The sequence below is a fragment of the Pseudomonas sp. dw_358 genome, from assembly GCF_018449655.1.
GTDB lineage: Bacteria > Pseudomonadota > Gammaproteobacteria > Pseudomonadales > Pseudomonadaceae > Aquipseudomonas.
On record NZ_JAAVUX010000019.1, the window covers coordinates 15721 to 38262 of the forward strand.

At 60.0% G+C, this 22542-nt stretch carries 37 protein-coding genes; 3 read left to right on the forward strand and 34 right to left on the reverse strand.

Annotated features, from left to right (window positions below; all coding sequences use genetic code 11):
• Nucleotides 1-7: 7 nt before the first annotated feature.
• Entirely contained in the window at nucleotides 8-595 is a 588-nt protein-coding gene (locus tag HB675_RS21680) for a hypothetical protein (RefSeq protein ID WP_213881199.1), read from the forward strand.
• Between the two features lie 3 nt (nucleotides 596-598).
• On the opposite strand, the gene HB675_RS21685 is transcribed toward HB675_RS21680, so the two are convergent.
• Genes HB675_RS21685 through HB675_RS21795 form a run of 23 tightly spaced genes read right to left on the reverse strand, consistent with a single transcriptional unit; the run spans nucleotide 599 to nucleotide 15601 of the window.
• Nucleotides 599-751, reverse strand: a complete 153-nt coding sequence (locus HB675_RS21685) for a hypothetical protein (RefSeq protein WP_213881200.1) — start codon at nucleotides 749-751, stop codon at nucleotides 599-601.
• Between the two features lie 32 nt (nucleotides 752-783).
• Nucleotides 784-1194 (reverse strand): hypothetical protein, encoded by a 411-nt coding sequence (locus HB675_RS21690; RefSeq protein WP_213881201.1) that lies wholly within the window; start codon nucleotides 1192-1194, stop codon nucleotides 784-786.
• Nucleotides 1195-1236: 42 nt separating this feature from the next.
• On the reverse strand, nucleotides 1237-1641 hold the full coding sequence (locus HB675_RS21695) for a hypothetical protein (RefSeq protein WP_213881202.1): 405 nt from the start codon (nucleotides 1639-1641) through the stop codon (nucleotides 1237-1239).
• Between the two features lie 6 nt (nucleotides 1642-1647).
• On the reverse strand, nucleotides 1648-2808 hold the full coding sequence (locus HB675_RS21700) for a DUF3383 family protein (protein ID WP_213881203.1): 1161 nt from the start codon (nucleotides 2806-2808) through the stop codon (nucleotides 1648-1650).
• A complete protein-coding gene (locus HB675_RS21705; RefSeq protein WP_213881204.1) occupies nucleotides 2798-3373 on the reverse strand; it encodes a hypothetical protein in 576 nt (191 codons plus the stop codon). The genes HB675_RS21700 and HB675_RS21705 overlap by 11 nt, the downstream gene beginning before the upstream one ends.
• Nucleotides 3370-3780 (reverse strand): hypothetical protein, encoded by a 411-nt coding sequence (locus HB675_RS21710; RefSeq protein ID WP_213881205.1) that lies wholly within the window; start codon nucleotides 3778-3780, stop codon nucleotides 3370-3372. Before HB675_RS21710 ends, HB675_RS21705 begins: the two co-directional genes overlap by 4 nt.
• A gap of 2 nt (nucleotides 3781-3782) precedes the next feature.
• Nucleotides 3783-4370, reverse strand: a complete 588-nt coding sequence (locus HB675_RS21715) for a hypothetical protein (RefSeq protein ID WP_213881206.1) — start codon at nucleotides 4368-4370, stop codon at nucleotides 3783-3785.
• A gap of 2 nt (nucleotides 4371-4372) precedes the next feature.
• Nucleotides 4373-4792, reverse strand: a complete 420-nt coding sequence (locus HB675_RS21720) for a DUF4054 domain-containing protein (RefSeq protein ID WP_213881207.1) — start codon at nucleotides 4790-4792, stop codon at nucleotides 4373-4375.
• 37 nt (nucleotides 4793-4829) lie between these two features.
• A complete protein-coding gene (locus HB675_RS21725) occupies nucleotides 4830-5795 on the reverse strand; it encodes a major capsid family protein (protein WP_213881208.1) in 966 nt (321 codons plus the stop codon).
• 15 nt (nucleotides 5796-5810) lie between these two features.
• A complete protein-coding gene (locus HB675_RS21730; RefSeq protein WP_213881209.1) occupies nucleotides 5811-6323 on the reverse strand; it encodes a hypothetical protein in 513 nt (170 codons plus the stop codon).
• Complete coding sequence (locus HB675_RS21735; protein ID WP_213881210.1) at nucleotides 6323-7492, reverse strand: DUF2213 domain-containing protein; 1170 nt, start codon at nucleotides 7490-7492, stop codon at nucleotides 6323-6325. The genes HB675_RS21730 and HB675_RS21735 overlap by 1 nt, the downstream gene beginning before the upstream one ends.
• Before the next feature lie 40 nt (nucleotides 7493-7532).
• The gene (locus HB675_RS21740) at nucleotides 7533-8384 is read right to left on the reverse strand and encodes a phage head morphogenesis protein (protein WP_213881211.1); all 852 of its coding nucleotides are present in this window, start codon (nucleotides 8382-8384) and stop codon (nucleotides 7533-7535) included.
• 13 nt (nucleotides 8385-8397) lie between these two features.
• Nucleotides 8398-9798 carry a DUF1073 domain-containing protein gene (locus HB675_RS21745; protein ID WP_256737642.1) on the reverse strand — a complete coding sequence of 467 codons (1401 nt, stop codon included), beginning with the start codon at nucleotides 9796-9798 and terminating at the stop codon, nucleotides 8398-8400.
• A 14-nt stretch (nucleotides 9799-9812) separates the two neighbouring features.
• Nucleotides 9813-10100 carry a hypothetical protein gene (locus HB675_RS21750; protein ID WP_213881212.1) on the reverse strand — a complete coding sequence of 96 codons (288 nt, stop codon included), beginning with the start codon at nucleotides 10098-10100 and terminating at the stop codon, nucleotides 9813-9815.
• Nucleotides 10101-10134: 34 nt separating this feature from the next.
• A complete protein-coding gene (locus tag HB675_RS21755; protein ID WP_213881213.1) occupies nucleotides 10135-10374 on the reverse strand; it encodes a hypothetical protein in 240 nt (79 codons plus the stop codon).
• On the reverse strand, nucleotides 10365-12008 hold the full coding sequence (gene terL / locus HB675_RS21760) for a phage terminase large subunit (protein ID WP_213881214.1): 1644 nt from the start codon (nucleotides 12006-12008) through the stop codon (nucleotides 10365-10367). The genes HB675_RS21755 and terL overlap by 10 nt, the downstream gene beginning before the upstream one ends.
• 2 nt (nucleotides 12009-12010) lie before the next feature.
• Nucleotides 12011-12598 carry a terminase small subunit gene (locus HB675_RS21765; protein WP_213881215.1) on the reverse strand — a complete coding sequence of 196 codons (588 nt, stop codon included), beginning with the start codon at nucleotides 12596-12598 and terminating at the stop codon, nucleotides 12011-12013.
• A gap of 12 nt (nucleotides 12599-12610) precedes the next feature.
• Entirely contained in the window at nucleotides 12611-13570 is a 960-nt protein-coding gene (locus tag HB675_RS21770; RefSeq protein WP_213881216.1) for a glycosyltransferase, read from the reverse strand.
• A complete protein-coding gene (locus HB675_RS21775; protein WP_213881217.1) occupies nucleotides 13567-14214 on the reverse strand; it encodes a hypothetical protein in 648 nt (215 codons plus the stop codon). Before HB675_RS21775 ends, HB675_RS21770 begins: the two co-directional genes overlap by 4 nt.
• A gap of 53 nt (nucleotides 14215-14267) precedes the next feature.
• Entirely contained in the window at nucleotides 14268-14684 is a 417-nt protein-coding gene (locus HB675_RS21780) for an Ig-like domain-containing protein (RefSeq protein ID WP_213881218.1), read from the reverse strand.
• A complete protein-coding gene (locus tag HB675_RS21785) occupies nucleotides 14674-14901 on the reverse strand; it encodes a hypothetical protein (RefSeq protein ID WP_213881219.1) in 228 nt (75 codons plus the stop codon). The genes HB675_RS21780 and HB675_RS21785 overlap by 11 nt, the downstream gene beginning before the upstream one ends.
• Entirely contained in the window at nucleotides 14898-15236 is a 339-nt protein-coding gene (locus HB675_RS21790; RefSeq protein ID WP_213881220.1) for a hypothetical protein, read from the reverse strand. Before HB675_RS21790 ends, HB675_RS21785 begins: the two co-directional genes overlap by 4 nt.
• Nucleotides 15233-15601, reverse strand: a complete 369-nt coding sequence (locus HB675_RS21795; RefSeq protein WP_213881221.1) for a hypothetical protein — start codon at nucleotides 15599-15601, stop codon at nucleotides 15233-15235. Before HB675_RS21795 ends, HB675_RS21790 begins: the two co-directional genes overlap by 4 nt.
• A 113-nt stretch (nucleotides 15602-15714) precedes the next feature.
• Here HB675_RS21795 and HB675_RS21800 point away from each other — a divergent pair, with 113 nt between their 5' ends.
• Together HB675_RS21800 and HB675_RS21805 are read left to right on the forward strand one after the other, a co-directional pair.
• Nucleotides 15715-15897, forward strand: coding sequence for a type II toxin-antitoxin system HicA family toxin (locus HB675_RS21800; RefSeq protein ID WP_213881222.1), 183 nt, complete (start codon nucleotides 15715-15717; stop codon nucleotides 15895-15897).
• A 148-nt stretch (nucleotides 15898-16045) separates the two neighbouring features.
• Nucleotides 16046-16375 (forward strand): type II toxin-antitoxin system HicB family antitoxin, encoded by a 330-nt coding sequence (locus tag HB675_RS21805; protein WP_345945790.1) that lies wholly within the window; start codon nucleotides 16046-16048, stop codon nucleotides 16373-16375.
• A gap of 65 nt (nucleotides 16376-16440) precedes the next feature.
• Here the strand turns inward: HB675_RS21805 and HB675_RS21810 are convergent, their stop codons facing one another.
• From HB675_RS21810 to HB675_RS21860, 11 genes are all read right to left on the reverse strand, one after another.
• Complete coding sequence (locus HB675_RS21810) at nucleotides 16441-16605, reverse strand: Com family DNA-binding transcriptional regulator (protein ID WP_213881224.1); 165 nt, start codon at nucleotides 16603-16605, stop codon at nucleotides 16441-16443.
• A gap of 548 nt (nucleotides 16606-17153) precedes the next feature.
• Entirely contained in the window at nucleotides 17154-17402 is a 249-nt protein-coding gene (locus HB675_RS21815) for a hypothetical protein (protein ID WP_213881225.1), read from the reverse strand.
• Nucleotides 17399-17992 carry a hypothetical protein gene (locus tag HB675_RS21820; RefSeq protein WP_256737643.1) on the reverse strand — a complete coding sequence of 198 codons (594 nt, stop codon included), beginning with the start codon at nucleotides 17990-17992 and terminating at the stop codon, nucleotides 17399-17401. The genes HB675_RS21815 and HB675_RS21820 overlap by 4 nt, the downstream gene beginning before the upstream one ends.
• Nucleotides 17989-18351, reverse strand: a complete 363-nt coding sequence (locus HB675_RS21825; protein WP_213881226.1) for an endodeoxyribonuclease RusA — start codon at nucleotides 18349-18351, stop codon at nucleotides 17989-17991. Before HB675_RS21825 ends, HB675_RS21820 begins: the two co-directional genes overlap by 4 nt.
• Entirely contained in the window at nucleotides 18348-18653 is a 306-nt protein-coding gene (locus HB675_RS21830) for a nuclease domain-containing protein (protein ID WP_213881227.1), read from the reverse strand. The genes HB675_RS21825 and HB675_RS21830 overlap by 4 nt, the downstream gene beginning before the upstream one ends.
• Nucleotides 18653-19099: a recombination protein NinB gene (locus tag HB675_RS21835; RefSeq protein WP_213881228.1), complete on the reverse strand. Its 447-nt coding sequence runs from the start codon at nucleotides 19097-19099 to the stop codon at nucleotides 18653-18655. Before HB675_RS21835 ends, HB675_RS21830 begins: the two co-directional genes overlap by 1 nt.
• Before the next feature lie 105 nt (nucleotides 19100-19204).
• Nucleotides 19205-19420 carry a hypothetical protein gene (locus HB675_RS21840; RefSeq protein WP_213881229.1) on the reverse strand — a complete coding sequence of 72 codons (216 nt, stop codon included), beginning with the start codon at nucleotides 19418-19420 and terminating at the stop codon, nucleotides 19205-19207.
• Nucleotides 19417-20046, reverse strand: a complete 630-nt coding sequence (locus HB675_RS21845) for a hypothetical protein (RefSeq protein ID WP_213881230.1) — start codon at nucleotides 20044-20046, stop codon at nucleotides 19417-19419. Before HB675_RS21845 ends, HB675_RS21840 begins: the two co-directional genes overlap by 4 nt.
• Nucleotides 20046-21449 (reverse strand): DnaB-like helicase C-terminal domain-containing protein, encoded by a 1404-nt coding sequence (locus HB675_RS21850; RefSeq protein WP_213881231.1) that lies wholly within the window; start codon nucleotides 21447-21449, stop codon nucleotides 20046-20048. The genes HB675_RS21845 and HB675_RS21850 overlap by 1 nt, the downstream gene beginning before the upstream one ends.
• Nucleotides 21446-22276, reverse strand: coding sequence for a replication protein (locus HB675_RS21855; protein WP_213881232.1), 831 nt, complete (start codon nucleotides 22274-22276; stop codon nucleotides 21446-21448). Before HB675_RS21855 ends, HB675_RS21850 begins: the two co-directional genes overlap by 4 nt.
• A complete protein-coding gene (locus tag HB675_RS21860; protein WP_213881233.1) occupies nucleotides 22273-22542 on the reverse strand; it encodes a hypothetical protein in 270 nt (89 codons plus the stop codon). Before HB675_RS21860 ends, HB675_RS21855 begins: the two co-directional genes overlap by 4 nt.

A 22542-nucleotide genomic window follows, 5' to 3' on the forward strand; every position in this document is an offset into this window, starting at 1 on the left:
GCGCAGCATGGCTTTAATCAAATGCAGTGAATGTGGTGGGAAGCTGTCAACTAAAGCCAACAGTTGCCCTCACTGTGGAGCGGTTCGTATTGGCGAAAGCCTGGAAGATCAGAGTGTTCGCGAGGCGAAGGAGCGCATATCACACAAACGGAAAGTCCTGTTTGTCATCGTTGTGTGCGTTGCCTTCGTGGTTTTTGTTTCGACTCACCCAGCGAAAGAACCAACTGACCTTGAAAAGGCACAGGACGCCATCGCTGCTGACGTAGCCATGGAAAGGCAGAAAGCTGATGACGCAGCGTGCGCAAAAGACCTGCAGTGTTGGGCAAAGAAAGTGGAGCCTGACGCCAGCTACCCGTGCAAAAAAGCCATCGAGAAATCTACCGAGTTTGCGTTCAGATGGACTGGCGGCCTTGTCGATATTGGGTTTCAGCAGATTCGATGGCTTGACCAGTCGTCAGGAAAGATCACGTTCATTGGCGACACCATTGAAGTTCAGAACATGTACGGCGCGTACGAGCCTCGCACTTACGAGTGCGATTACGACCCGGCCACGAAATCGGTGATCAAAACTACGCTCTACCATGGCCGGATATAGGCATCACCGGACCTGCGCCGCCTTCACCGCCCGCTCGTAGTTGCTCTCGAGCTCGTCCAGCACGGTATGCATCTCGATCACGTCGCCCAGGTCAAGGCTGCCATCCAGCATCTGGTCATACCGTGCCAGCGGCGCCGGGCAGGCCGCCGAAGCCACGCAGGGTCGCCACAGGAACCAGTTGACCGTGCTTACGCTGCTTCGCCCGGCGCTGGCTCGTCGCTTTCTTGAGGGAGCAGCTTGAAAAAACCCTTCAGGTTCTCCCGCAGGACCTGGACCACTAGCAGGTAGTAAAACTGGATGTTGTCCTGAAACAGATTCGGGCCGATGGGCAGGATGATGTTGCCCGTGCCGTCATCGCGCTTGATCAGGTCGGCCTTGTCATGGCGCAGCGCCAGAGCGGTCAGGCGCTGTACGCTCTCGAATGGGGAGCGCAGCAGGGCCATCACCAGCTCTGCGTCACTGGCCGGCGTAGCATCCCCCAGATAGGAGATAATCCCGGTGTTGACCGCCAGGTGCAGCATCTCTTCCTGAGCCTTTGCCGGTGCCGTGGTACCGCCGTACTCGACGCCGGCGATGAACAGGGAAATAGAGCGAGCCATGGTATTCCTCAGGGCCTGGCCGCCGGAGCGGCCGGTGGGTGATTACGTCTCTTCGGAGTCGTTGAATTCGAAAATGAACTGTTCGTCGGACACGTTGGTACGTCCGCCACGGCCCAACTGGCCGCGGTTGACCAGAATCCCGGCATAGAACACAACGTTTTCCGCCGTGCCTGACTGGTTGAACATGCCGAAGAAGTCCACCCGGCTCTTGTCCAGGGCGATGATCTGGCGCGCTTCATCCGAGCCTGGTAGCAGGTGGATGGTGAGTCGCTTCGCCCGGGTGACGTTGTCCATGCGAATGGACTTGCCCCCGGTCCCGCGCTTGAGCGCCGACCGCGGCTCGATGTCCTCGATCACGATGGGTGGATCAACGTCACCATATGAACTGATCGTGATGCCGTTGATCGAGAGGTTGGAGCCGGCGGCGCCATAGTCAATCATTGCCATGAACCGTTACTCCACATAGAGGCTGACAGGGATGAAGTGCGCAGCGCCATCGCGTAGCACGTAGATGTTCAACACCGGGTAGGTCCGCGCCTGCCGCTGGGCGGTAGTGAGCGATTCCACGTCGGTTGGATCGTTGTCGATGTAGTAGCCGTTCGACAGGTAGCGGTCGTTGCCGGTATCCGGGTCGGTGATGTAGCCAGCACCCAGGAATCCGTTGTCGAAGTAGGACTTGCACACCGCCCCGGCCGCCGCAATGGCGCCCGCGAAGTTCTTGGCATCCAGGCCGCGTTTGGTCTGGGGTTGGATCAGCCAGTCGAACAGGCCGACCTGCAGTGCATTGGTCAGCATGTCCACGCCGATCACGTCGTCAATCCACTCACCGTTGGGCGATGGTGAGGTGGTGTTCATCGACATACAGCCGGTGGTGGCACCGCTGGACACGACCTTGGAGAAGTAGACGCACTTCTTGGTCTTCAGGATGCCGATGGCGGTAGGCGACAGCGAGTCGGCCGTGACGTTGGTCAAGGTCTGGTACTCACCAGTGATCGCGGTATTCAAGCCGGCAGGGTTCCACTTGGTGAACTTGGCGGCCAGGCCGTTCATTGGGTAGCCCTGAGTCGCATCAGCGGCCAGCGTGGCCGGGGCGCGGAAACCCTGGAAGATGTGGCGAGGGTTCAGGCCTGCAATCACCGAAGCCAGGTCAGTGGTCGAGCCCTGCGTTACTACGGCGGCATCACTGATGCTCAGCCACACCGCGCGGTTCTCGCTGTCGGCCCAGGCGGCCAGATTGGAGATGGTGCCGGTGGTGATGTCGGTGTTCTTGAAGAAGTGGTTGTAGCGCCAGATGCCCGAGGCGGCCAGTTGATTGGCGGCCGTGGTGGGATCTTCACCCGACGACGACTTCATGAACACGGTGAACGTGGGCGACCGGGTCTTGTTCGCGAAGTAAGGCGCTGCCAGCTTGTAGAGCTCGGAGGTGGTGCCGAAGTCGCTCACAATATCTGTCAGCGCGGTGTAATCGCGATAGCTGCCCGCCGCGAAGACGACACCTGACGCCAGATCCGAGGAATCGGCGAACGCCACCGAACTGGTGAAGTCAGCATCGGAGAGACCTGCGGCGGAGATCGACACCGAGATAGGCACGATGTTGGAGATATCAACTGCCATTGTATTGTCCTGATTGAAGTTTCTGTTTGGTCAGGGCATCGCTCACTTCGTAAGAGAAGCCGGCGGCGCGCAGGACGGCGTAGGTGGTCTCGACCTCTGCGTACAGGGTCAGGTCGCACTGATAGCGAGGCTGAATCCCGGCGTTCTGCAGAACAGTCAGGTTGCGTGGCGGGCTCGTCTGGAACCACCCGATGCGGTACTGGCGCAGCAGCGCGGCAATGTCGGCCCGGAAGTTCCCGTTCGGAAGCGACATCGCGGCCGTTGCGGCCCCTTCGTTGAAGATGTTCACCGACAGCGTGAAGATCATCGTGCTTTGCATGGTGACGTCGTAGTCGGTCCAGTCGCCCAGGCTGGGATCAGCCGGCTCGAGGTCGACAGCGTCGTCATAGCGCAGGGTTGGCCAGCCATAGGCCTTGATCGGCACCAGAAGGTAGGACGCCGAAAGCGCCGTACCGCCAGGCATCGGCTTGCCCTGATTGGCGAGGATCACTCGGTTGAGGTCCGCACCGGTCAGGAGGGCCACCACTTGCTGGAAGATCGGGTTCAGCTCGTTGATGTCCCTCATGCCTCACCCCGGTATCGCTCGACCATGGCTCGGCAGTAGCTGCGCCACGGCCGGTTGTCGCACTGCCTGACCCGCCACTGACGCATGTCCACCCCATCCGAGAACTCCAACAGGTCTGCGAACTGGCCTGAGTCGTCCGGGTAGAGGTAGGTCACGCCGTCGTTGATGTGGACGATCTTCCAGTCTTGCGGGTTGACTGCCCCCGAAGTGCCGGTCATCACTTCCACGCTCTTGGGCGAGGCCTGTTGAATGTTCACGGCTGTCAACAGGGTGCGAGTGGCGGGAGCAGTGTCCTCCCACGTACCACCCATGCCCGTGTAATCGCCGGCGGCGGCGCGCACCAGGTACACACCACCATCAGGGGTAGACACGAAGTCCGAATCGATATGGCCTTCCATCGTGAGCATGGTCAGCCCTCTACCCGATACGTGATCTTGCTGACGAGAATCCCCTGATCGATCAGCGGTGTGCTCGACCCTTTCTTGCGGATGGTGGACGCGGCGTTGGCCGGCGCGATGCCGTCCTTGATCGCGTCACGGCAGAAGGCCGAGGCCCGGGCGCCGATCTGATGCAGGCCGTTGAGCAACGTCAGCTCGCCCTTGATGACCTTGGGGATGATTGCCCGCCAGGCCTTCTTTATGTCCTCGGTATGTGCCCGCAGCGGGGCACGGAGGAAAGAACGCTCGGGGATGATGATCTGGTGCGGCCCCGTGATGCCCAGGGCCATGACGCCCTTCCCTGTGCTCTGGAATCTCACCTTGCCATCGTGGGCATCGTCCTCGGTGGTGTAGCCGTACTGCGTGCCACCGGGATGATCGATCGTTGCGCCGAACTCATGAATGGCGCCCAATCGGGCAATGGTCATGCCGTCCTGTTCGCCGGAGCCGGCCGGGATGCCGATAAAGACAGCCCGATCGCGCACACGCGCCTGGATTTTCTTCAAGGTCTCGCGAAGCTGAGCCTTGGTTTGCCCGCTCACATCGACCGTGATCCCCATGGCTACACCATGGCCGGGCCGACGATGCGAGAGCGCAGGCGCAGGAATTCCTTCCCGTAGGCAGTCAGGTACAGGTCGCCATCACTGGTGGCCTGATCGTAACTGGGCGTGCTCACGGCGTAGGAGGTCGATTCGTCACCGACCGACTTGCCCGAGATCTGGGCGCCAGGCGTCGGTATGGAGCCAGCAGCCATCTGCTGCGCTTGCATGGCGCGCTTGGCCAGTGCGTGCGCAGCGTAGGCGAACATGCCGCGCTGCTTGAGAGACCGCACCGGGTTGGCGTAGCCGCCCCAGCGCGAGCCGGTTTCGTTGTCAGCGTCCTGCAGTGCTACCAGGATTTGCCCGGCAGACCACTTCGTTTGGTCGCTGAACTCGGGAAACGCTTCGCGAAAGTCATCAATCACGTCAGAGGTGATCTGCATGTCGCAATCCTCGGAAGGGGGGCCGAAGCCCCGTGCATCACAGGTTGTCGAAGTAAGCAGCAGCCTTCGGAACACGCCACTCGACGCCTCCAGTACGGCAGATAGCCGGAACCTTGAAGTTCACGTTGTCGGCGGTGGCCGGCGCCAGAAAGCGCAACGGCATCACGTCGTGACCCTTCAGGATGCGAATGTCCTTCTTGTAGGTCACCAGGCGGGTGGTGCCGCTTTTGCCTGCTTTCTCCAGCAGAATGTCCCAGTCAAACGTCATGTTGGGGAAGTTGGCCTGCAGGAACATCAGGAAGGTGAAGTTACTGGCGTTGCCGGTGTTGATCAGCGTGCGTTGCAGTAGCTGATAGATGCTGGCCGGCATGACGAAGTCGGTCGGCATGTGAACGGTGCTGGTGTTGGTGATGAACACCTGGTTGTAGGCGTTCGAGAAGATGTTCAGCACGGCCTGGGCGTCACCGGCCGCGACGAGCGCGACGATGTTGGTGCCCAGCGAGGACTGCGACACGTTTGCACCGGTGTAAAGGCCTTCGCCTACCGTCTTGGTTTTGCCGTTGGCAGTGGAGATCAGACCGCCTTGCAGGTAGATCTGGTTCATGCCCTTCTCGACACCATCACGCACGGCAATCGCGCGCTCGTTGTCGATGTTGATGCCGTTCAGCTGCGCGTAGCCCAGTTCTTCGATGCTGTACTCGTAGCCGAGCGCACCAGTCTGGATTTCGTGGTAGCCCATGGTGGCCGCGATTTCAACGGTCGGAACGTCGGTGGACTTTGGGCCGAACAGCTTCATCTCGCCGCGGCTGTTAACTGAGCGAAAGCCGACGACCTGAGTCCAATCAGGGGCGCTGTTGTCCAGCGGCACCAACTGGGTGTACTTGTACTGCGGGTACTGCTGACGGTACACCTCGGACTCGATGTACGCCGCCTGCTGAGTCAGGAACGACAGAGCGGCGGTCGGATCGGTGTCGAAAGTGCTCATGCGTGCACGATTTTTCATGTGTTCAGGTCCTTGTTACACGCCGGAGGCGGTGAAGATGCCGTTGAGTTCAATCCAGCCGATGGAGCCGGCGGTCACGTCGTCCTTCCAGCGCAGGAATGGGATTTGCACACCGTCACCGGTGGACAGGCGGCCCAGGTTCGCACCTGCGGTATTGACGATGGAAACGATGTTGCCGGCCAGCGCGCCGTCGACACACATGGCGCGAATGGCGCCATTGGTCATGTAGGAGATGTTCTGGCCAGCCAGGTAACCTGCCGTGGTGATCGGGTACACGCTGCCGTACTGGGGCAGCTGGACGCTGTTGCCGGTCTGCGAACGGACCGAGATGCCCAGCAAGTCCCATGCGGCCGAGCTAGTTGCCCAAGGCAGGATGTTGCCGGTGACTGGGTCACGGACCACAGCGCGGCCGAACGGGATGTCAGCACCGGCCACACCCGAGTCAACCTTGTTGACCTCGATGGTGCCGATCTGGCCTTCGTAGGCATCCAGGCGATAGATGTCGAACTGGTCTTGTGCAATAGCCATTACTTGGCCTCCTGTGCGGCGTAGCGCTTGTCGAGGAACGCCTGGTAGTCGGCGTCGCGAGTCTGCTGGGCAGTGGCGTTGCCCTTGGGTTTGGCGTTGGCCAGGTCGGCAGCAAGACCGGTAATCGAGTCCTTGGTCTTCTGCTTGTCGTCCTCGTCCTTTTGGTCGTCCTCGTCCTTGTTGGCCATCTGGGCGTCGAAGAAGGCTTCGATGTAGGCAGCAGGGGCATCAGCCCACTTTTCAGACTTCAGGCACTTCACTCCGACGGCTTCAAGCGCGGCGGCCTTGATGGCGACCGGATCGACGCTGTCGGTGGTGAAAGCCTTGCCAGCCAGGCGGTTGGCAGAACTGCGTGCGTCCAGCACCAGCAACACGCGCTCGGACAGAGCTGAATCGCTGGCCTTGGCTTTCAGGGCGGTCAGTTCGCCGGTCAGGGAGTCGCGGATGGCTTCAGCGCCATCAGCGCGGGCCTGCTCGGTGGCCAGAGTGCCCGCCAGCGAGTCAATCGCCCGCTGGATGATCGTTTGGGTGTTTTCGTCAGCAACCTCAACCGTGGCGCCGTCGAAGAGTTTTACCTTCGGCATTTCGTGTTCCTTCTGTGAGTCAAAAATGCGGGCGCCATGGCCTGCGCGGGCTTTGTCGCAGATAGCGACGTGGTTCACGCCGATGCCCGACTGGATGAAGTCGTAGGCCTCGCCGAATGGGGTTCTTCCGGGCTGGTAGTCGTAGTCGGCCTCGTAGCCGGCGCTGAGCTCGGCTTTGCCAGAGTCAACGGACTTGATGGCCATCCCGTCCTTGATCAGCAGGTCGACCTCGACGAAGTCACCGTCTTGGCGGCCGGCGCTGATGCAGTGGCCGACCGAATGGCTCGAGTAGTTCTCGGCCCCTACGAAGTCGCCGGGGTGCTCCAGGGTGATGTCCGCGTTGTCATAGCTGGCCAGCGACACTGGGTCGAATACCGACTCGGGCGGCCTGTACACGCGCATCACGTCAGTGGCCTTGAGTGTCAGGCCGAACTGTTTGTTGATGGCCGCGAAGTCGAACTCCATGGCCAGGTAGTTCTGCACGCCGACCCGCGCCACGCGCCCCGGCACCTTCAAATAACCGTTGTCGGTGAACTCGCGGCGACTGCCCAGCGTGGCCGTCTTGTCTTGAACCTTGAGTTTCATGCTTGGATTCCAGGCAGAAAAAACCCCGCTTCAGCGGGGCTCAGTAATCGAATCCCTCTATCTGAGGGGTAAAGGTGCATCGACACTTGACGTGCGCGCGGCCAGGGAACAGTTCGCTTTCGCCATCCCATTTCGCGCCATCCTTGAGGGAGTACACGCCCGGACCCATGCCGGTGTCCTGCAAGGCGATCTTGAAGCACTTCACCTTGGCGTTCGGGTACAGGCCGGATGGGTTGCCGCTGACCCGTTCGTCCTTGGACGTGGACCACTTGAAGCGCGTGATGCCAATGTTCAGCATCCGGCGGCGCTCGACATCGCTGTTGACCTTGTTCATCTGGTCTACAGCGATGACTTTGGCCCGCCTGGCACTGACGCCGACCTTCTCCTGCAACTGCTCCAGTACTGGCTTGAGCGCCAGGCCCTGGGAGTAGGCATTCAGCACCGTCTGCTCAACGTCGCTGAAGAACTCCTGCGGGATGGTCTTGATCAGCGCCACGTTACTGCTGACCATGGCGTCGATGTAGCCGTTGACGCCTTCACTGGTCATCAGCGCCTGGGCATCAATGCGCACCGTGCGGCGCAGTTCCTTGACCACATGATCGTCGGCCTCGTCAGCGGCCATCTCGACCGCGTGCAGGGCGATCTCTTCGGCAGGCGATGGTGGCGCAACCCGCGGCCCTCGGCGGCGCTTACTGGGCGCCGGCTTGGCCTTGGGCTGGTATGCGCTACCTCGCATGTCGATGTTGAGGAACATGTTGGCCGTCGAGGCGATCAGTTCAACCAGCAGGTCGGCATAGCCCGCATCGCGCGTCATGGCCTTGGGGGCCAAGCTTTCGATGTCCCAGCGAGCCTGGAGCGTCGGTACGATGCGGTCACGCACGGCCATAGCCATGGCATCTACGAGATCAAGCAGGTTTCTTCGGTACGCCGCTTCCGCCTTTCGGGTCGGCCTTATCACCGCCCGTGATTGATACGGGCTCTCGGTCGGCAGCTTCGCCTTGGGCCTGAGCATTGTGGTTCGCCTCCATCTGCTTGATCAGGTCTTCGGGAACGTCGAACTCGCCGGCGGCGTTCAGCTTCTGCATGACAAGGTAAGCAGGCACCCCCTGCTGGATGCGCAGGTCATCCGCCTGGGCATTGGCCATGCGCGTCTGCGCCAGTTCCAGCCCATCGGGTTGATCCAACGGCTTCCACTGAAACTCGTAGTCGTCCGGAAAGCTGCCCAGCGCCGAGCGGATGAACACCTGGTCCAGCTTCTCGAGCACCTGCCGGTACGGGCCCTCCTGCTTGCCGCGCAGGGAGTTGTAGTAGTTGTTCATGTCGCCTTCGCCGCCGTTGCCCAGGCCCTTGGCCTGAATACCGAACAGGCGGGTCATCGGGATGTGCGCGGCGCCGGAGATCCATGTCATCAGCACGCTGAGAATGTCGCCCAGGCCGCCAAAGCTGACACCCTTACGGTCGAATTCTTCTTTGCTGTCCAGTAGGGCCAGCGAGTGCGCCGACTTCATCAGGTTGAAAACCCTGAATCGGTCAATGGTGGCTTTCTCGGTATCGCCTGATGCCAGGGCCGATTTCAGCCCCTCGACCGTGACCGTATCGACGTTGGCAGTCTGAATCAGCTTGGCGATGCCGCCTTTCGACTCCACCACGTCCTTGAGGTCTTCAAGGCAGCGACGCATCTCGCTGTCATCCCACATGCCGTTGAGCTGACGCAGGCGCATGGGCAGCATCGCGCCTGGCATACGCACCAAGTGCGAGAAGTGAATGCGCTGCGCCCCGCCGTACAGCAGGTAATAGCTGGGCAACATGTAGTTTTCAGCGAGGATGTCGGTGTAGTTCCAGTCCTGGCCGGTGATGTACATGCGGTCAATGACGCGGATCGCCTTGAGCGACCCTTTCTTGATCTTGTTGACGTCCAGTGGCTTATCAAGCGCTTGGTCGGTGAGCATCACCATGACCGCGCCGCCGTACAGCCGCGCCCACTTCACACCCTCTTGAAAGCGCTGCTGGATACCCAGACGCTTTTCCTCGGCCATGATCTGGTCGGCTTGGGCATGCTGGAACTCTCGCCACTCGCGGGTAGCGTCATCCACCGGGATATCAATGATATCGCGGGCAATCCAGTTCTCGGAGTAGGCAGCCTCGTACTGCACGTAATCCTGATAGGTGCCGAACTCGAAGGTGCCACCGGTGCGGCTGTCGCGCCCCGTTCCAAGACCGGTGTAGAGGTTCACCAGACCATCGCGCGTGGCCATGCTGAAGCCGCCGTTGCCGTCAGGCCGCAGTCTTGGTTTGTTCGATTTCATGGGGTGCCTACTGGTTACGAGGTGACGCCAGAGGCGGCCAGGAACTCGTCGTAGGTGCCATTCCAGACACCGGAGGCGACGAATATCGTAGTGATGTCGGAGACCATCGTGGGTTGTTGCTGCTCGACAAGGACCTTGAAGCCCGTACCGTACATGTTGAACCCGTTGTAGGACGCGATTGCGGCGTCCAGAGTGGTGGCCACGGCCGACAACCGGCGGCGGCGACCATCCAGTAATGCTTCAGTGGGCGCCCAGTAGATGTACCAGTTGTCCTGACCTTTCCAGTCCCAACCGTCTGCCATGCTGCCTCCGGGCGTAAAAAAAGCCCTTTCGGGCTTATGAATCTGGTTTCCAGTCCGGCTTTAGCCGTCGGTTGAAATCGTCGAGGTGGCCGCCTAGGAAGCATTCCTGCTTGAACTCGATCATCGTGTCTGCCGCCATCTTGCGCGGGAAGTCGTCTGCGCCGAAAAGGCCGTGGCAGGGGTACTTCCACACCTTGGTATGCAGGGCCACGTCCGGTTCAGCGTCTTCGAACAGCTCGATGGTGATCCTGAAGCTCTTGGGTTTCACAGCCATGATTGATAGTCCAGATTTCCGCCTTCAATGAGGTTATCACTGATGGCGTCCATCCACGTATCGACGATATCGTCATTGTCGTGGCTGTCGTCGGCGCTGAATGCTGCGAACTCGGCCAGAGCTGTAGGGACCCAATGTGTAGACCCGGCCACCGAGCCGTCGGCGTACAGAGAGTGCTCCAGGCGTTCGCCCTGCTCGTCGTAGGTGGCCGGGAGGAAGACCTTGCCTGTCTTGATCTGCGGGACCACGTTAAGCGCTCGGACCAGCTTGTTCTGGCCTTCTCCGCGCGGAATCTCCTTGATGGGGATCTCTTTGCGCTTCTTCAGGGTGGTGATCAAGCCTTGTCCGGCCTGCTTGTCCTCGATGCCCATGTCGCGGATCGGCATCGGGCGGCGCCGGTCGTAGGGTTTCCACTTGTCCCACAGCTCGATGGCCTTGGTCAGCAGGTCTTCAGGGTCCCACTTGCCGCGCTCCACATCGAGGATATAGAGGTTGCCGTCGACGCCCGTGCCCACCAGCGTGAATACGGTGTAGTCGTTGTAATCCGTGACCTTGCCGCTGTTGGTGTCCACGTAGATGGCGCGGTAGACCAGGTGCGGCGCCCGAGTGTAGGTGCCGAACCAGTCGGTGTTGAAGATTCCACCGGTGAGCAGCGCGGGCTTCTGCTGGTACTGCGAGGTGAACGTGTAGTTGTCACGCTCCCACAAAGCTACCAGGTCGCCGACATACTCCATCTCCGGCCAGTAGGACCAATAACGTACGCCGCCGACCTCGACCGAGTCGGTGTCCTTGATTGTGTCCCAGCACTTGGTGCGCCAGGGTTCGGGCAGGCTGTCCAGATAGTGCTGATCGATCAGGGCCGGTATCCAGATGTGTTTGAACTCGAGGCCCATACCGCCGGACATCATGAAGCCCGTGGCATCTGCGGTGTGCAGACGTTGCTGGATGCTCACGACAGGTGTGGCGTTGTCCTTGGACTTGTCACCACGACGTGACCGGATAGTGTTGGTCAGCATGAGGTTGGCGCTGTTGCGCTTGGTCTCGCTGAACATGTCCACCGGCTTGTTGAAGTCATCCAGCAGGATGCAGCCCGAGAACAGGTCGCCGAAGTAGCCACCCCGGCCACCGGTGATCTGGCCGCCGGCCGACTTTGACACGGTTTGGCCAATCGAACGGCCGCGTTCGTCAACGATCTCCCACTCTTCTGCCTGATTGACCCCGAACGAACACGGCCACAGGGCCTGATAAGGCTCGCTGGCGATGATGTCGCGGGTTCGGCGCGAGTTGCGTTTGACCAGTGTGTCAGCGTACGAGACGTTCAAGTTGCGAAAGCGCTTGAGCTTGCCGTCTCGCACCAGGGTGTTCACGTAAACCGGGAGGTGGACCGAGAAGAACTCGGTCTTGGTGCCGCCCGGCGGGATGTTGATGATCAGGTTGCGTGGCTGCAGCGTACCGGCGATCAGGTCATCAATGGCCTGGGCCATGTATTCGTGGTGCCAGTTGACCAACAGCCGGTCGCCTTGGATCAGCTCGAACCAGATGCGGGTGAACGAGAGGAACGAATCCAGCGACATATCCGCCACTGCGACACGGTCGGGGAAGCTCAAGTCCTCCCATTCGAGTATCGCGCTCATCGTCAAACCTTTTTATTCAGGCGCTCCTGCAACGCTCTGCGGGCGGCAGCGTAGTCGGCTGCAGTGTGGGTTACCTGAATCGGCGCCCCGTCCTTGCCGGTGTGCTCCACGCGATCCTTGAACATGCCAAGGTGACGACCGATGTCAACCAGAGCACCTTTCTTGTCATGCAGCTTGACCTTCAAGCCCTCGCGACCTTCGGAGATCTCCGAGATGGCCGCAGCGGTGTGGTCATCAATGTCGTCAGCGCCGACGAGGCAAAGCCCGTGGTGGACTTCAATGGTCGGCTCGCCCTCGTCATCAACACCCGTGACGATCTCGGTGTTCCCCCAGCGCACGACCTTGCGGATATCGCTGAAACCGATCTTGGCCAGCTCGCGAAGCACCATGTCCTGGGTGATCTCGGTACGCCCAGCACGCATCTTCATGCATCTCTCAATGGCGGCCTGAATGTCAACATTTGTCAACATACGGTTGCCGATCTGGCGACCCGTCTTAGCGCTGTAGCCCGCACGGATAGCAGCCTGCGTCGCGTTCAGGTCAACCAGGTATTCATCGACGAAGCGCTGCTGCTTTGCTGTCAGCGCCATAGGTTGAACCTCTTATACGATCCCCTCGACGATCTGCCGGCGGATCTCATTGATTTTGTCCAGGTGGTAGTGCTCACGGACGTGCTCGGCAAGCTGCTGGCCACGCTCCAGGCGGTAGACCTTGTCGTTGACCAGCCTGTCCGTGCATTCCCGCCAGTCGGTGCCGTCCGAGGCGTAGTCCACCGCGTCATAGTCGGTGGCGTTCAGGTACGGGTGAACGTCCGACGTGATGATGGGCAGCCCCTTGGCCCCGGCTTCCAGCACCTTCAGGTTTGACTTGCAGCGGTTGAACTCGGTGTCCACCAGCGGTGCGAGCGCGACGGCGTGGCCGTCGTACAGGCTCATGTAGTCGTCGATGCCGACCTCTGGCTTGTACTTCACGCCCGGGCCAAACATGCGCTCGATCTTGCGCCACTCCTCCCGCTCGGGGTTGTGCCCGGCGATGGTCAGGTGCTGTTCGTCCACATGGCCTGCGAACTGGCTCATGTCGTGCCGGTGGGTGGTGCCAGCCACATACACAATGGGTCGATCACTCTCGGTGTCCTGGGACAGGGTGAACTGGCCCTGATCGAACGGCAGCGCGTTTGGCAGGATCTCGATGCGCTTGGCATACGGGGCCACGGCCTTGGCCAGCTCGGTGTTGGTCACGGTTACCAGATCGGCCAGCATCATCGATTGCTTGATGATCTCGGCGATGTTGTTCTTCTTGAACAGCTCATACATCACATGGTGCGGACCCACATCGAAGTGGTCGTCTACGTCACAGATGATCTTGATCCCTGCCTGCTTCATCGCCATGAGCGAGTGGATGCCATGGGAGGGCTGGCGGTTGAACACGAACACCGGCGCCTTCGGGTCAGCGTTGAGGCGGCCGTAGGGCATGATGATTCGATGGAAATCGCAGGAGGTGTACGGCCTGATATCCAGCATCAGGTTGCCACGGCGCGCCACCGGGTTGATCGAGGCGTTCATTCGGCGTCCTGGGCAAAGGGGTAGTAAATTTGATCGCCGTTCAGTTCGGCGTAGAGGATGGCGCGATTGGCTTCGATGTAGGCGCCCTTCTCTTCCCCGGTCAGGTTGTGCACTTGGGTCTGGCCGTACACGTCTTCTGAGTGAATGTAACCGAGGGTTCGGATCGGTGACGGGAAGCCCGTCTTGTTGCCAGCCAGCCCAGAGCGCAGAGCCCTGAACGTGTAGCCGCTGTCTTCGTGGCCGTAGCGGTCATACCGGGTGTTGTAGAAGCCGACCTCTTCCAGCAGCTTGCGGGTGTACATGGCGAACTGGACCAGCATGCCGTTCCAGTAGATCACCTCACCTTCCGCACCGGTCATGCCCGCGTGGAAGACATCGGGCAGGCCGAACAGGTGGATGCCGGTCTTCTGGTGCTGGTCGAGGAAGTAGGCCTCCCAGCCTGGCACCGTCGGGTAGCAGTCGTCGTCGAATACAAAAAATACGTCACAACCCTCCTCGCACAGGTACTTGAGGACCTGATTGCGCGCGCGGGCTGGGCCTTTGCGTTCGGTGTCGGTGTAGACGTAGAGATGGGAGCCTGGGGCCAGCTTGTAGTCACGGATGGGCCGCAGGCCCATGGTGATGACGCCTACGCCAACCTTCATTGCGAGCTTCCATCAGTGCAGAAAAGAAAGCCCGGCGCGAACCGGGCGATGGATCAGACCAGCGCTTTCAGGAAGGCGATACCGGCCTTGATTTCCTTCAGCGTTTCCAGCTCCAGCTTCTCGATCAGCTCTTCGAGCTTTTCCAGTTCGGTCTTCTGGGCCACGACTGGGGTATCCGCGGTGGCAGACAGAGCCGAGGCGGTTACGGTGAAGTTGATGGTGCTGGTCTGGGTGGTATCGGCGACCGAGGTAGCAACAACGGAACCAGAGCCATCGGCCACGCCAGTCACCAGGCCGGTCGAATCGACAGTCAGGATGGCATCGTTGGACGAGGCGAAGGTTGCCGCTTCGGAAGCGGTGATCAGGGTAGTGCCACCGATGATCAGGGTGGTGAGCGGTACGGAAACGTTCATAGTTTTGCCCTTTGTGTAGCGCCCGAAGAGCCGGGCGAGGATTGATTTAATGGTCATGAGGGCCATCCTGCAGTTCGGTTTGCTGAACCACGCGCGCGATGGCGACAGCGATCCCCAGCCCCATGTTCACCGAGGCAAACACCAGAGGATTTACGGCGCCTTGAAAGAGCGTCCAGCCGACGGCTGCTGCATTGAGCACCGCTCCAGCCAGCGCCAAGCGCACAGACCACATCTTGTGCCACTGGCTTGCGTTGTCGATAAGCTGAAGACTCATGGCGTCACCTTGTCCACAGCCTTGGCGGCGCTGTCGGCAGCCTCACTGGCTTTGGCGGCCGCAGTGGACGCGTCTTTGGCGGCCTGCTGAACCACAGGCTGGACTGAGGTGTTGAGGTGGTCGATCTGGTCATGCAGTTCGCGGATACGCTGGCGGTAGCTGTCCGTTTCCTTGTCCTGCGAGTTCACCAGAATCTGGATGGTGCTGCCCATCGTCGAGGCGCTGTATTGGCTGCCGGCCATCCAGCAACTGATGCCCACAATGAGCAACAGCAGCCAGCTACCGTGGCCGTCCCAGAATCGACGGGTTCTTGAATGTGTCCGTGGCTCGGTCATGACTGACGCGCTCCTTGGATGGTTTGTTGCAGGTGTGCGACCTGCTTGCGCAATTCGTCGTTTTGCTCGGCGAGGTGCTTCATTTGCTCCTCAAGCCGGGCGTTTGTTGCATTCTGGTCGGAGAACTTCTGGACTAGGTCGTTGATTCGGTCGCTCAGGACGCGGTTTTCAGCGTCGGCTTCCTTACGAAGCGTGCGCTCTTCGGCCAAGGCCTTTTCCAGTCGGTCGATCTCGCGGTTATCACCGCGCCGCTCCGACAGGTACTTGCTGATATAGATCGTGCCGCCAAACAGCGCGCAGATACCCCAGCTGACCCAGCCTGCGAGGGTAGTGGGCAGCTTGGTTACAAGTTCGCTCGGGTCCATCAGAAATTCTCGATAGGGCACCGATAATCGGTGAAATAAAGCACCACAAACTTGTTGTGTTACCACAAATATGATGTATACTGAACACATCAGCAAGACACACAGGAGGGCTGATGAGCGGTAACGAGTTCAAGCGGTGGTTAATTGCCCAAGGGGTAGAGTTTTCAAAGAAGCGCCAAAAGCACTTCAAGATCTACTACCAAGGCAAGCAAACGATCTTCCCAGATCACGGAGCCAAGGAAATCGGCGAAGGACTTAGGAAGGCAATCATCAAACAACTGGGCCTCAAGGATTGAGGCTCTACCCGCTTGAGCACAGCGTCATCAGCCACACACAGACGAGGTAGGAAAAATGTATAGCTACGCAATTCGGGCTCACGCAGAAGCGGGGTCGTTCTGGTCTTCGTGCAGGGATATCCCAGAGGCACACAGCGCCGGCGATACCGTGGAAGAGTTAATCGAGAACGCGGTCGAGGGCCTGGTGTTGGCCTTGACCATCTATGTCGATCAACTGCGCCCCATCCCTCTACCCTCGGTACCTGCTGAGGGCGAGCGCGTTATTCATTTGTCAGCACTGGTGGCCGCCAAGGTTTCGCTCTGGAACGCCATGCGCGAGAAGAATATGCGAAAGGCCGACCTGATCCGGCTGCTGGGCTCTGCCCAGACCAAGGTTGACCGCCTCCTGGACTTCGAACATGGCTCGAAGATCGAGCACGTGGAAGCTGCGCTGGCCGCTCTGGGCAAGCGCCTGGCCGTATCGGTGGAAGCGGCGTAAGGAATAAAACGCCCGTAGGGATGCGGGCAAAGGTGCAGCGGAGGAAACCGGGGCCGAATGAGGCCCTAATTTGGTTGGCTTGATCTGCGTTTGATCGGCGATTGCTCGGGGCTCTCGGCCCTCACATGATTCAACGTCCTACAGCGGGAACATTTGATCTGGAGCTCGGTAAACTCACCCACGCGGGCGAGAAGCCGGTTGCAACGTCCACAGCGGCAATCTTTCAACATCTGCAAAGCCCTTTGTTTTTCTGCTAGGCTCCGTCCCGCTCGCGCGAGCAGTGGGGGCCTTGGCCGGCTTGCAGCGTATACCTGCGATCTGGTGGCTCCTGATGGTGTTACAGCACCTTCTTGAGCCGCCCTCTCTTTTCCGTGATCCTGAAACGCGAAAGCCCCGCGCTTGGCGGGGCTTTTTGTTGTGTGGCGCAGATGGCCGGCACTGATTTCCGGCTTGGGGGTTTCTCGGTTTGCGGGTCCCGGACTTGTGCGATTCGCTGCCCACCGCTTCTCAGGGCATCAGCCTGCGCATTCATCTGCATCGAAATGCAATCTGCGGTGGGATTCGAACCCACGGGGGGCCGGAGTAGTGGCTTGCATCGCCTCCGAACCCTTTAGATGCGTCAACCATAGGCCACTCAGTCACGCAGATTGCATATCGATGAAGACGAAAAAGCCCGACGCAATGGCCGGGCTTAGTCGGGTTTTTGCCAGAGGCAAAACTCTAAAGTAACGAAATGATGCCTTCAGCCGGACATTTGGTCAATAGCCAAGCAAGAGTATTACTCGGGATCATTTTCAAACCGAATTCTGTAATCATAATCCCGATCTGTCCCACCAGCAGCAACGATACGCACACCGTTGAAGGTCTGGCCTTCATCAGATGTACCGAGAATCTGGCTTGCGCCTGGCTCTGTCATGAGCGCTACCCATGTTGCAGACCTGCCCACGACAATCTCGATCGGAGCATCCGGAAATCTCTTTTGGCGCTCTTCAGCTAACTGGTCCAGTAAATCGCCTACTTTGCTCATGCAGCCTCCTTCATGATGGAAATGCTTCGCGCTACAGGCACCAATGCCTGCTTATCCAGATCATTGCATGCTGCAAAGCATAGGTCGACGAAACCAGACCATTCACGCCCCCACTGCTCCGACGATAGCTTCAGCCCATGCTCTTCCAGAATCCATGTCCGAAAAGCCTCTGGAGTCGGCAGAGGGTCATTCCCCTCGCTCTGCCCGCCCTGATGCATACGTCGATACCGGAACAGCACAGCTATGGCCACATACCGGGCGCGTGCGAACTTCTTGGCCATCATCTTCGGGCCCATGGCATAGGCGGTGTACAGGACGATCTCTTCGGCAATCTCTTTGTCGTCAATGCTGGCCAGCGGGCTGTACATGAAGTTGCCGAACGCCTTGAGCCGCGGCGACAGGGTGGCAATAGCGTGCTGGATGCGCGCCGACAGTGCCTGGTGCACCGCATGGCGCGCATTCACCATCTTCTCGGTCTTCTGCACCGAGCAGCCCAGCAGGCCGATCTGCTCGACGTGGGCGCCTTGGCTGTCCCATGGGGTGTAGTAAGCGTCGTGCCAGCAGGCCCGGGCCGAATTCAGTTGCATCATGCTGCTTCCCCTTTCACTGATTCGATACGAACGCGCACAGCGCCGCCCTTGGTGGTTTCATCACTCACTCGAACCTGAGTAGCGAAAATGTTGTCATCGATCCCCAGCGCATCAGCCAAGCCGTCGCGGCCGGACTTGAACATGGCGATCAGGTTGTCGTCGTCGCGGCGGCGCCGGTCGGGCGGCACGAACTCCAAGCAGAGCAGGGCCGGGCCCGCCGGGCGCACGATCTTTGCCGCGAGAGTCATCATCCGGCACTGGGCGCGGTAGACCTTGGCGGCCTTGCTCTTCTTGCTCCAGTGGCCACGGGCGTTCGGGCTGCACGCAGCTGGCGGCCATGGCAGGGTCAAAATGGTCATGCTGCCACCCCTTGCACCTTCATCAAGCCCTTGGAGATCCAGAACGCCTGGGTCTCTGCCACAGCACGGATCACATCCCGGAAATCAACCTCTACCCGCTTGCGGCCGTCCAGGGCGTCGTGGCAGTCCGAGCAGGCGAAGCAAGACATCTGGTCCGGGCCCTTCATGCCCATGCCTTTCTGCCCGCAGGGCACATGCGCGAGCACGGTGGTTTCTGGGTTGCGGTTGCAGATGCCGTAGAACCGCAGGGTGCATTCCTGATCCCGCGCCGAGTCGCGCAGCTTTTGGGAAACCACTCGCATCAGGCAGCCCTCCGCCGGCGCTCGCCGTAGATGGCCATCATCAGATCGTCCGGATGAGGCAGCAGAAGCTGCAGGTGCTCGGCGCAGTAGGCGTCCAGCAGCTCCAGGTACGTGGTCATCTGCACGGTGGTGAACTTGCGGGTCTTGGCCCGGCCGACGCGGTATCGGGTGCCGTCCGGCAGTTCTACCGGGTGAACCTCGGCGGGCCAGAGCTTGGCCACCAGGATCTCGTGCCACTCTTCGGAGCTGGCCAGCTGGCCGAACGACTCGCGCAGGTGGGTCTGAATCAGGCCGTTCCACTGCCACAACAGACGGTTCTGCGCATCGCTGCGCTTGTTGCGGGTTTCGCTGATCGACACCTTGCGGGGCTTGGAGAGGTCCAGGCCTTGCAGGTAGCCCATCAGGCGGTTGCGGTCCGACTCGGTGCGCAGCATGTGATCAGCCATGAGCAACCCCCACACCTGTGCACGAATCAGCCCGGCGCTCGGCATCGCCCAACGAAATCCCGAAGTAGCCGACCCATAGGGCCAGCAGGATCCACCAGAAGGACTTCATGGCTGCACCTCCGAACCCGAATTGCGCAGCATCCAGGCGGTGCTCACGATGAAGAACCACGGCAGCAGCGAAAGGCCCAAAAGAGCCCAGCCGTCGAAGCTCGCGTTCTCGATCATCGATGCGAAGACGATGAAGGGGAATACGAAGCCAATGATCAGGCCGGGGTGGTTGGATAGGGACTGGCGGAAGAGCTGGTAGTTGGAAGTGGTCATTGGGCATAGTCCTCTGCCATTGCCGCATCGATAGCCATTGCCGCATCGATAGCCGTGTCTGCCTCGGAATGTTGGAGCCAGAAACTGTGGCCATCAGAGATTCCCACGGCTCGCGTGATGTTGGCCCACGGGTAGTCGCGCATGTAGCGATACCGCTCGGCATCCTTGCTCAGCGCCTCGACCTCGGCCTTGAGCTGGTCACGCTCATTAACGATCAGCAGGGTATCGGTGGCTGCGCGGCCCACTGCCTGATGCACTGTCATCTCAGCAGAGATACCTGCGAGACGGACCTGAGCAGTTAACTTCTCCACCTCGGCCTGCAACCGATCCCGCTCGACCAGCAGGGCCTGGGCAGTGGGGCTCAGTTCCGCGGTGGCGATCAGCGCCAATAGTTTCGGCAATGCGTTCACGGCCTTTACTGCCAGCCAGGAGTCGCGCTTATAGCTAAAGTTTGCCCACGGCTCTTCCTTCGCCCAAGGCTTACCAATTTGGAATGACTCTCCAGGCAAGCAGATGCCGCCCATACTTTGCGCGGTCTCGGCCCATTGGCCAGGCTTGTGCTCAGCCTGCTCGATAGCGCGCCCAAGGGTCTCAGCCAGGCGCTTCAGTTCAGTGTCATCGGCCATCAGAAGCCCCCAGCAGGATTGAAGTTATTGAGCAGAGATTTGGAGTTGCGGCGGCTCGGCGGCGGAGCGGCGGCGGCCTGCTGTTGCTCGCGATTCCCGGCGTAGCTGACGAAGCGAGCGAACTCACCCTGGTGCTGGAGCAGGCAATGGCCGACCGAGGCGTGGCGGTGCTTCACCACATCAATCTCGGTCACGCCACTGCGGCCCAGGTCCGAGTCGGCATCGCGGTGGGCGATCATGATCACGTCGGCATCCTGCTCAATCTCGCCGGAGTCGCGTAGGTCGGACATCTGGGGCTTCTTGGCTGCCCGCGTCTCGATGCTGCGGTTGAGCTGGGCCAGGACGATGATCGGAACGTTCAGTTCCTTGGCCATGCCCTTGATACCCCGGCTGATAGCACCCAGTTCCAAGTTGCGATTTTGCTGACGGCTGCCAGCCTCTGGCGCAATCAGGCCGATGTAGTCGATGACAATCAGGTCGAGCGGTTTAGCCTTGTGCTGGAAGCGGGCGATGTTGCGGATACGGCTCAACGGAAGGCCGCCCTTCTGGCAAATCCGCAGATCGGCTGATCTCATCTTGCCGACAGCGCCGGTTATGCGCGCGATCTGCTCATCGCTGGCCATGGCTTTGCCGGTGTCGATGTTCCCCAGGGTGACTGCCGAGGACGATGCCAGGCTACGCTTGGAAAGCTCCTTGGCCGACATCTCGAGCGAGAACACCAGCGCGGACTTGCCTTCCTTGATGGTCAGGTTCTCGGCAATGCCCAGGCCCAAGGTAGTTTTCCCGGTGCCTGGGCGGCCGGCGATGATCAGCACATGCGAGCCGCGAAGGCCCTGGACGATTTCGTCGAGATCTTTCAGGCCCGTGGCGTGGCCATTGATACCTTCGCCATTGAACCGGGCGTCCATCTCGTCCACCACCGGGCCCAGCGCCTCGCGCAGGGTGATCACGTCCGGCTCGTCGTCTTCGCTGTTCAGGGCCAGCACAGACTCCTGAGCATCAGCGATGATCCCTGGCAGGGGTCGGTTCTGGCAGGCCATATCGATGATCGCCTGGCCGATAGCGGTGATCTTACGGGCCTTGGAACGCTCCACCACGATACGGGCGTATTCGTGGGCGTTTGCAACGCTGGGGACCTTGCGCATGATCTCCGAGGCCCGAACGATGGTCAGTTCGCCTGTCGAGAGCTCGGTGCGGATGTCGGACAGCGAAACGGAGTCCACCGGCCGGCCAGCAGAGCGCGCGGCCAGGATCATGGTGTACAGCTCGGATGCATCGGTGTCAGTGAAGTCTTCGTGCGATACCAGCGCACCGATGGTCTCGACCAGCTCCGGCTTGTGCATCATGGCACCGACAACGCCGAATTCGGCTTCGAGGGCAATCAGGGGGCGGTCTTCGATCATTGCAGAGCCTCCAGCACCTTCAGGACCTTGTCCTGGCGGGTCAGGAACTCAAGGTCTGCAGTCCAGCCCCTATCGTTCTCACCGATCCAGTGTTTGTTGGTCAGGCAGTCGGTGAAGTACGCGGTCCAGAACTCGCCTTTGCGGAATGGGTACTTGCCGCTGATCTCCAGGTTCCAGCAGCCCTTGATCAGGGTACGGCGCTTAGGGGTGACCTTCAGGCACTTGGGCAGGCGATCACCGCAGATCGTGTTGTAGATTTCCACGATCTTGCCGTAAGGGATTTTGTCGGCCTTGAGGGCCTCGGGTTGATTAGGGCGGGCGGCGACTTGCTGTTCTGCGTCTTGATCCGAATCCGTGGTGGTCGTTGCGGAAGCGGCGACAACCAATGCGTTAGCATTGGTATTTGTGTTTCTGTCTTTTATGTGTGTAATTTTCAACACAGTGGCAGGTATGTTTTCTACACAGTGTGTAGTTTTCAACACGGTGTTTTTAGGGTCGATTTTCCACTCTTTCGGAGGCAGAAAAGCGATTGGGTCACGACTGCCACCATCACGGAATAGAACCCGCTGGCGGATCAGGGAGTTGATGCAGCGAGATACGTTGGCACGTTCCGCATCTGCCCTGCCCTCATCCCTGTACATCATCTTGGCGATGTACAGGGCCGCTACCTTGACCGATTCCTTATTGAACCCAGCGGTCAGCCTGTGAATAGCCAGGGCGACACGTAGCTCCCGCCCCGACAGGTCAGCCCCTATGAGGGCTTCGTAGAGATCGTTGTCCATCCGGGTAAATCCCCCGGTATTGCGAAGTGGAGTTACGTTGGTCATACTCGGGCCTCGGGTTCATTCCTGGGAACATCACCATCGGGTGCAACCGATGGGCACAGCGAAAGCCGCAGGTACTGCATGCACAGTCCTGCGGCTTTTTCTTTTCTAGTTCGGGTGAAGCTGTTGCCGACCATCGACGCTGCTGCTCCAGCAAGCTGCTGGTATTCCTCACGGGAAGCGACAGGCACGCCAGACTCACCACCCATTCCGGCGATTACACGGTCGAGGATTCGGTTGATGTGTTCTGCTGGCAGAGGCCGGTACAT

Excerpts from the sequence above, each read along its gene's own strand:
- HB675_RS21680 (WP_213881199.1), top strand. The coding sequence starts at position 8 with ATGGCTTTAATCAAATGCAGTGAATGTGGTGGGAAGCTGTCAACTAAA.
- HB675_RS21690 (WP_213881201.1), bottom strand. The coding sequence starts at position 1,194 with ATGGCTCGCTCTATTTCCCTGTTCATCGCCGGCGTCGAGTACGGCGGT.
- HB675_RS21695 (WP_213881202.1), bottom strand. The coding sequence starts at position 1,641 with ATGGCAATGATTGACTATGGCGCCGCCGGCTCCAACCTCTCGATCAAC.
- HB675_RS21700 (WP_213881203.1), bottom strand. The coding sequence starts at position 2,808 with ATGGCAGTTGATATCTCCAACATCGTGCCTATCTCGGTGTCGATCTCC.
- HB675_RS21705 (WP_213881204.1), bottom strand. The coding sequence starts at position 3,373 with ATGAGGGACATCAACGAGCTGAACCCGATCTTCCAGCAAGTGGTGGCC.
- HB675_RS21710 (WP_213881205.1), bottom strand. The coding sequence starts at position 3,780 with ATGCTCACGATGGAAGGCCATATCGATTCGGACTTCGTGTCTACCCCT.
- HB675_RS21715 (WP_213881206.1), bottom strand. The coding sequence starts at position 4,370 with ATGGGGATCACGGTCGATGTGAGCGGGCAAACCAAGGCTCAGCTTCGC.
- HB675_RS21720 (WP_213881207.1), bottom strand. The coding sequence starts at position 4,792 with ATGCAGATCACCTCTGACGTGATTGATGACTTTCGCGAAGCGTTTCCC.
- HB675_RS21725 (WP_213881208.1), bottom strand. The coding sequence starts at position 5,795 with ATGAAAAATCGTGCACGCATGAGCACTTTCGACACCGATCCGACCGCC.
- HB675_RS21730 (WP_213881209.1), bottom strand. The coding sequence starts at position 6,323 with ATGGCTATTGCACAAGACCAGTTCGACATCTATCGCCTGGATGCCTAC.
- HB675_RS21735 (WP_213881210.1), bottom strand. The coding sequence starts at position 7,492 with ATGAAACTCAAGGTTCAAGACAAGACGGCCACGCTGGGCAGTCGCCGC.
- HB675_RS21740 (WP_213881211.1), bottom strand. The coding sequence starts at position 8,384 with ATGGCTATGGCCGTGCGTGACCGCATCGTACCGACGCTCCAGGCTCGC.
- HB675_RS21745 (WP_256737642.1), bottom strand. The coding sequence starts at position 9,798 with ATGAAATCGAACAAACCAAGACTGCGGCCTGACGGCAACGGCGGCTTC.
- HB675_RS21750 (WP_213881212.1), bottom strand. The coding sequence starts at position 10,100 with ATGGCAGACGGTTGGGACTGGAAAGGTCAGGACAACTGGTACATCTAC.
- HB675_RS21755 (WP_213881213.1), bottom strand. The coding sequence starts at position 10,374 with ATGGCTGTGAAACCCAAGAGCTTCAGGATCACCATCGAGCTGTTCGAA.
- terL (WP_213881214.1), bottom strand. The coding sequence starts at position 12,008 with ATGAGCGCGATACTCGAATGGGAGGACTTGAGCTTCCCCGACCGTGTC.
- HB675_RS21765 (WP_213881215.1), bottom strand. The coding sequence starts at position 12,598 with ATGGCGCTGACAGCAAAGCAGCAGCGCTTCGTCGATGAATACCTGGTT.
- HB675_RS21770 (WP_213881216.1), bottom strand. The coding sequence starts at position 13,570 with ATGAACGCCTCGATCAACCCGGTGGCGCGCCGTGGCAACCTGATGCTG.
- HB675_RS21775 (WP_213881217.1), bottom strand. The coding sequence starts at position 14,214 with ATGAAGGTTGGCGTAGGCGTCATCACCATGGGCCTGCGGCCCATCCGT.
- HB675_RS21780 (WP_213881218.1), bottom strand. The coding sequence starts at position 14,684 with ATGACCATTAAATCAATCCTCGCCCGGCTCTTCGGGCGCTACACAAAG.
- HB675_RS21785 (WP_213881219.1), bottom strand. The coding sequence starts at position 14,901 with ATGAGTCTTCAGCTTATCGACAACGCAAGCCAGTGGCACAAGATGTGG.
- HB675_RS21790 (WP_213881220.1), bottom strand. The coding sequence starts at position 15,236 with ATGACCGAGCCACGGACACATTCAAGAACCCGTCGATTCTGGGACGGC.
- HB675_RS21795 (WP_213881221.1), bottom strand. The coding sequence starts at position 15,601 with ATGGACCCGAGCGAACTTGTAACCAAGCTGCCCACTACCCTCGCAGGC.
- HB675_RS21800 (WP_213881222.1), top strand. The coding sequence starts at position 15,715 with ATGAGCGGTAACGAGTTCAAGCGGTGGTTAATTGCCCAAGGGGTAGAG.
- HB675_RS21810 (WP_213881224.1), bottom strand. The coding sequence starts at position 16,605 with ATGTTGAAAGATTGCCGCTGTGGACGTTGCAACCGGCTTCTCGCCCGC.
- HB675_RS21815 (WP_213881225.1), bottom strand. The coding sequence starts at position 17,402 with ATGAGCAAAGTAGGCGATTTACTGGACCAGTTAGCTGAAGAGCGCCAA.
- HB675_RS21820 (WP_256737643.1), bottom strand. The coding sequence starts at position 17,992 with ATGATGCAACTGAATTCGGCCCGGGCCTGCTGGCACGACGCTTACTAC.
- HB675_RS21825 (WP_213881226.1), bottom strand. The coding sequence starts at position 18,351 with ATGACCATTTTGACCCTGCCATGGCCGCCAGCTGCGTGCAGCCCGAAC.
- HB675_RS21830 (WP_213881227.1), bottom strand. The coding sequence starts at position 18,653 with ATGCGAGTGGTTTCCCAAAAGCTGCGCGACTCGGCGCGGGATCAGGAA.
- HB675_RS21835 (WP_213881228.1), bottom strand. The coding sequence starts at position 19,099 with ATGGCTGATCACATGCTGCGCACCGAGTCGGACCGCAACCGCCTGATG.
- HB675_RS21840 (WP_213881229.1), bottom strand. The coding sequence starts at position 19,420 with ATGACCACTTCCAACTACCAGCTCTTCCGCCAGTCCCTATCCAACCAC.
- HB675_RS21845 (WP_213881230.1), bottom strand. The coding sequence starts at position 20,046 with ATGGCCGATGACACTGAACTGAAGCGCCTGGCTGAGACCCTTGGGCGC.
- HB675_RS21850 (WP_213881231.1), bottom strand. The coding sequence starts at position 21,449 with ATGATCGAAGACCGCCCCCTGATTGCCCTCGAAGCCGAATTCGGCGTT.
- HB675_RS21855 (WP_213881232.1), bottom strand. The coding sequence starts at position 22,276 with ATGACCAACGTAACTCCACTTCGCAATACCGGGGGATTTACCCGGATG.
- HB675_RS21860 (WP_213881233.1), bottom strand. The coding sequence starts at position 22,542 with ATGTACCGGCCTCTGCCAGCAGAACACATCAACCGAATCCTCGACCGT.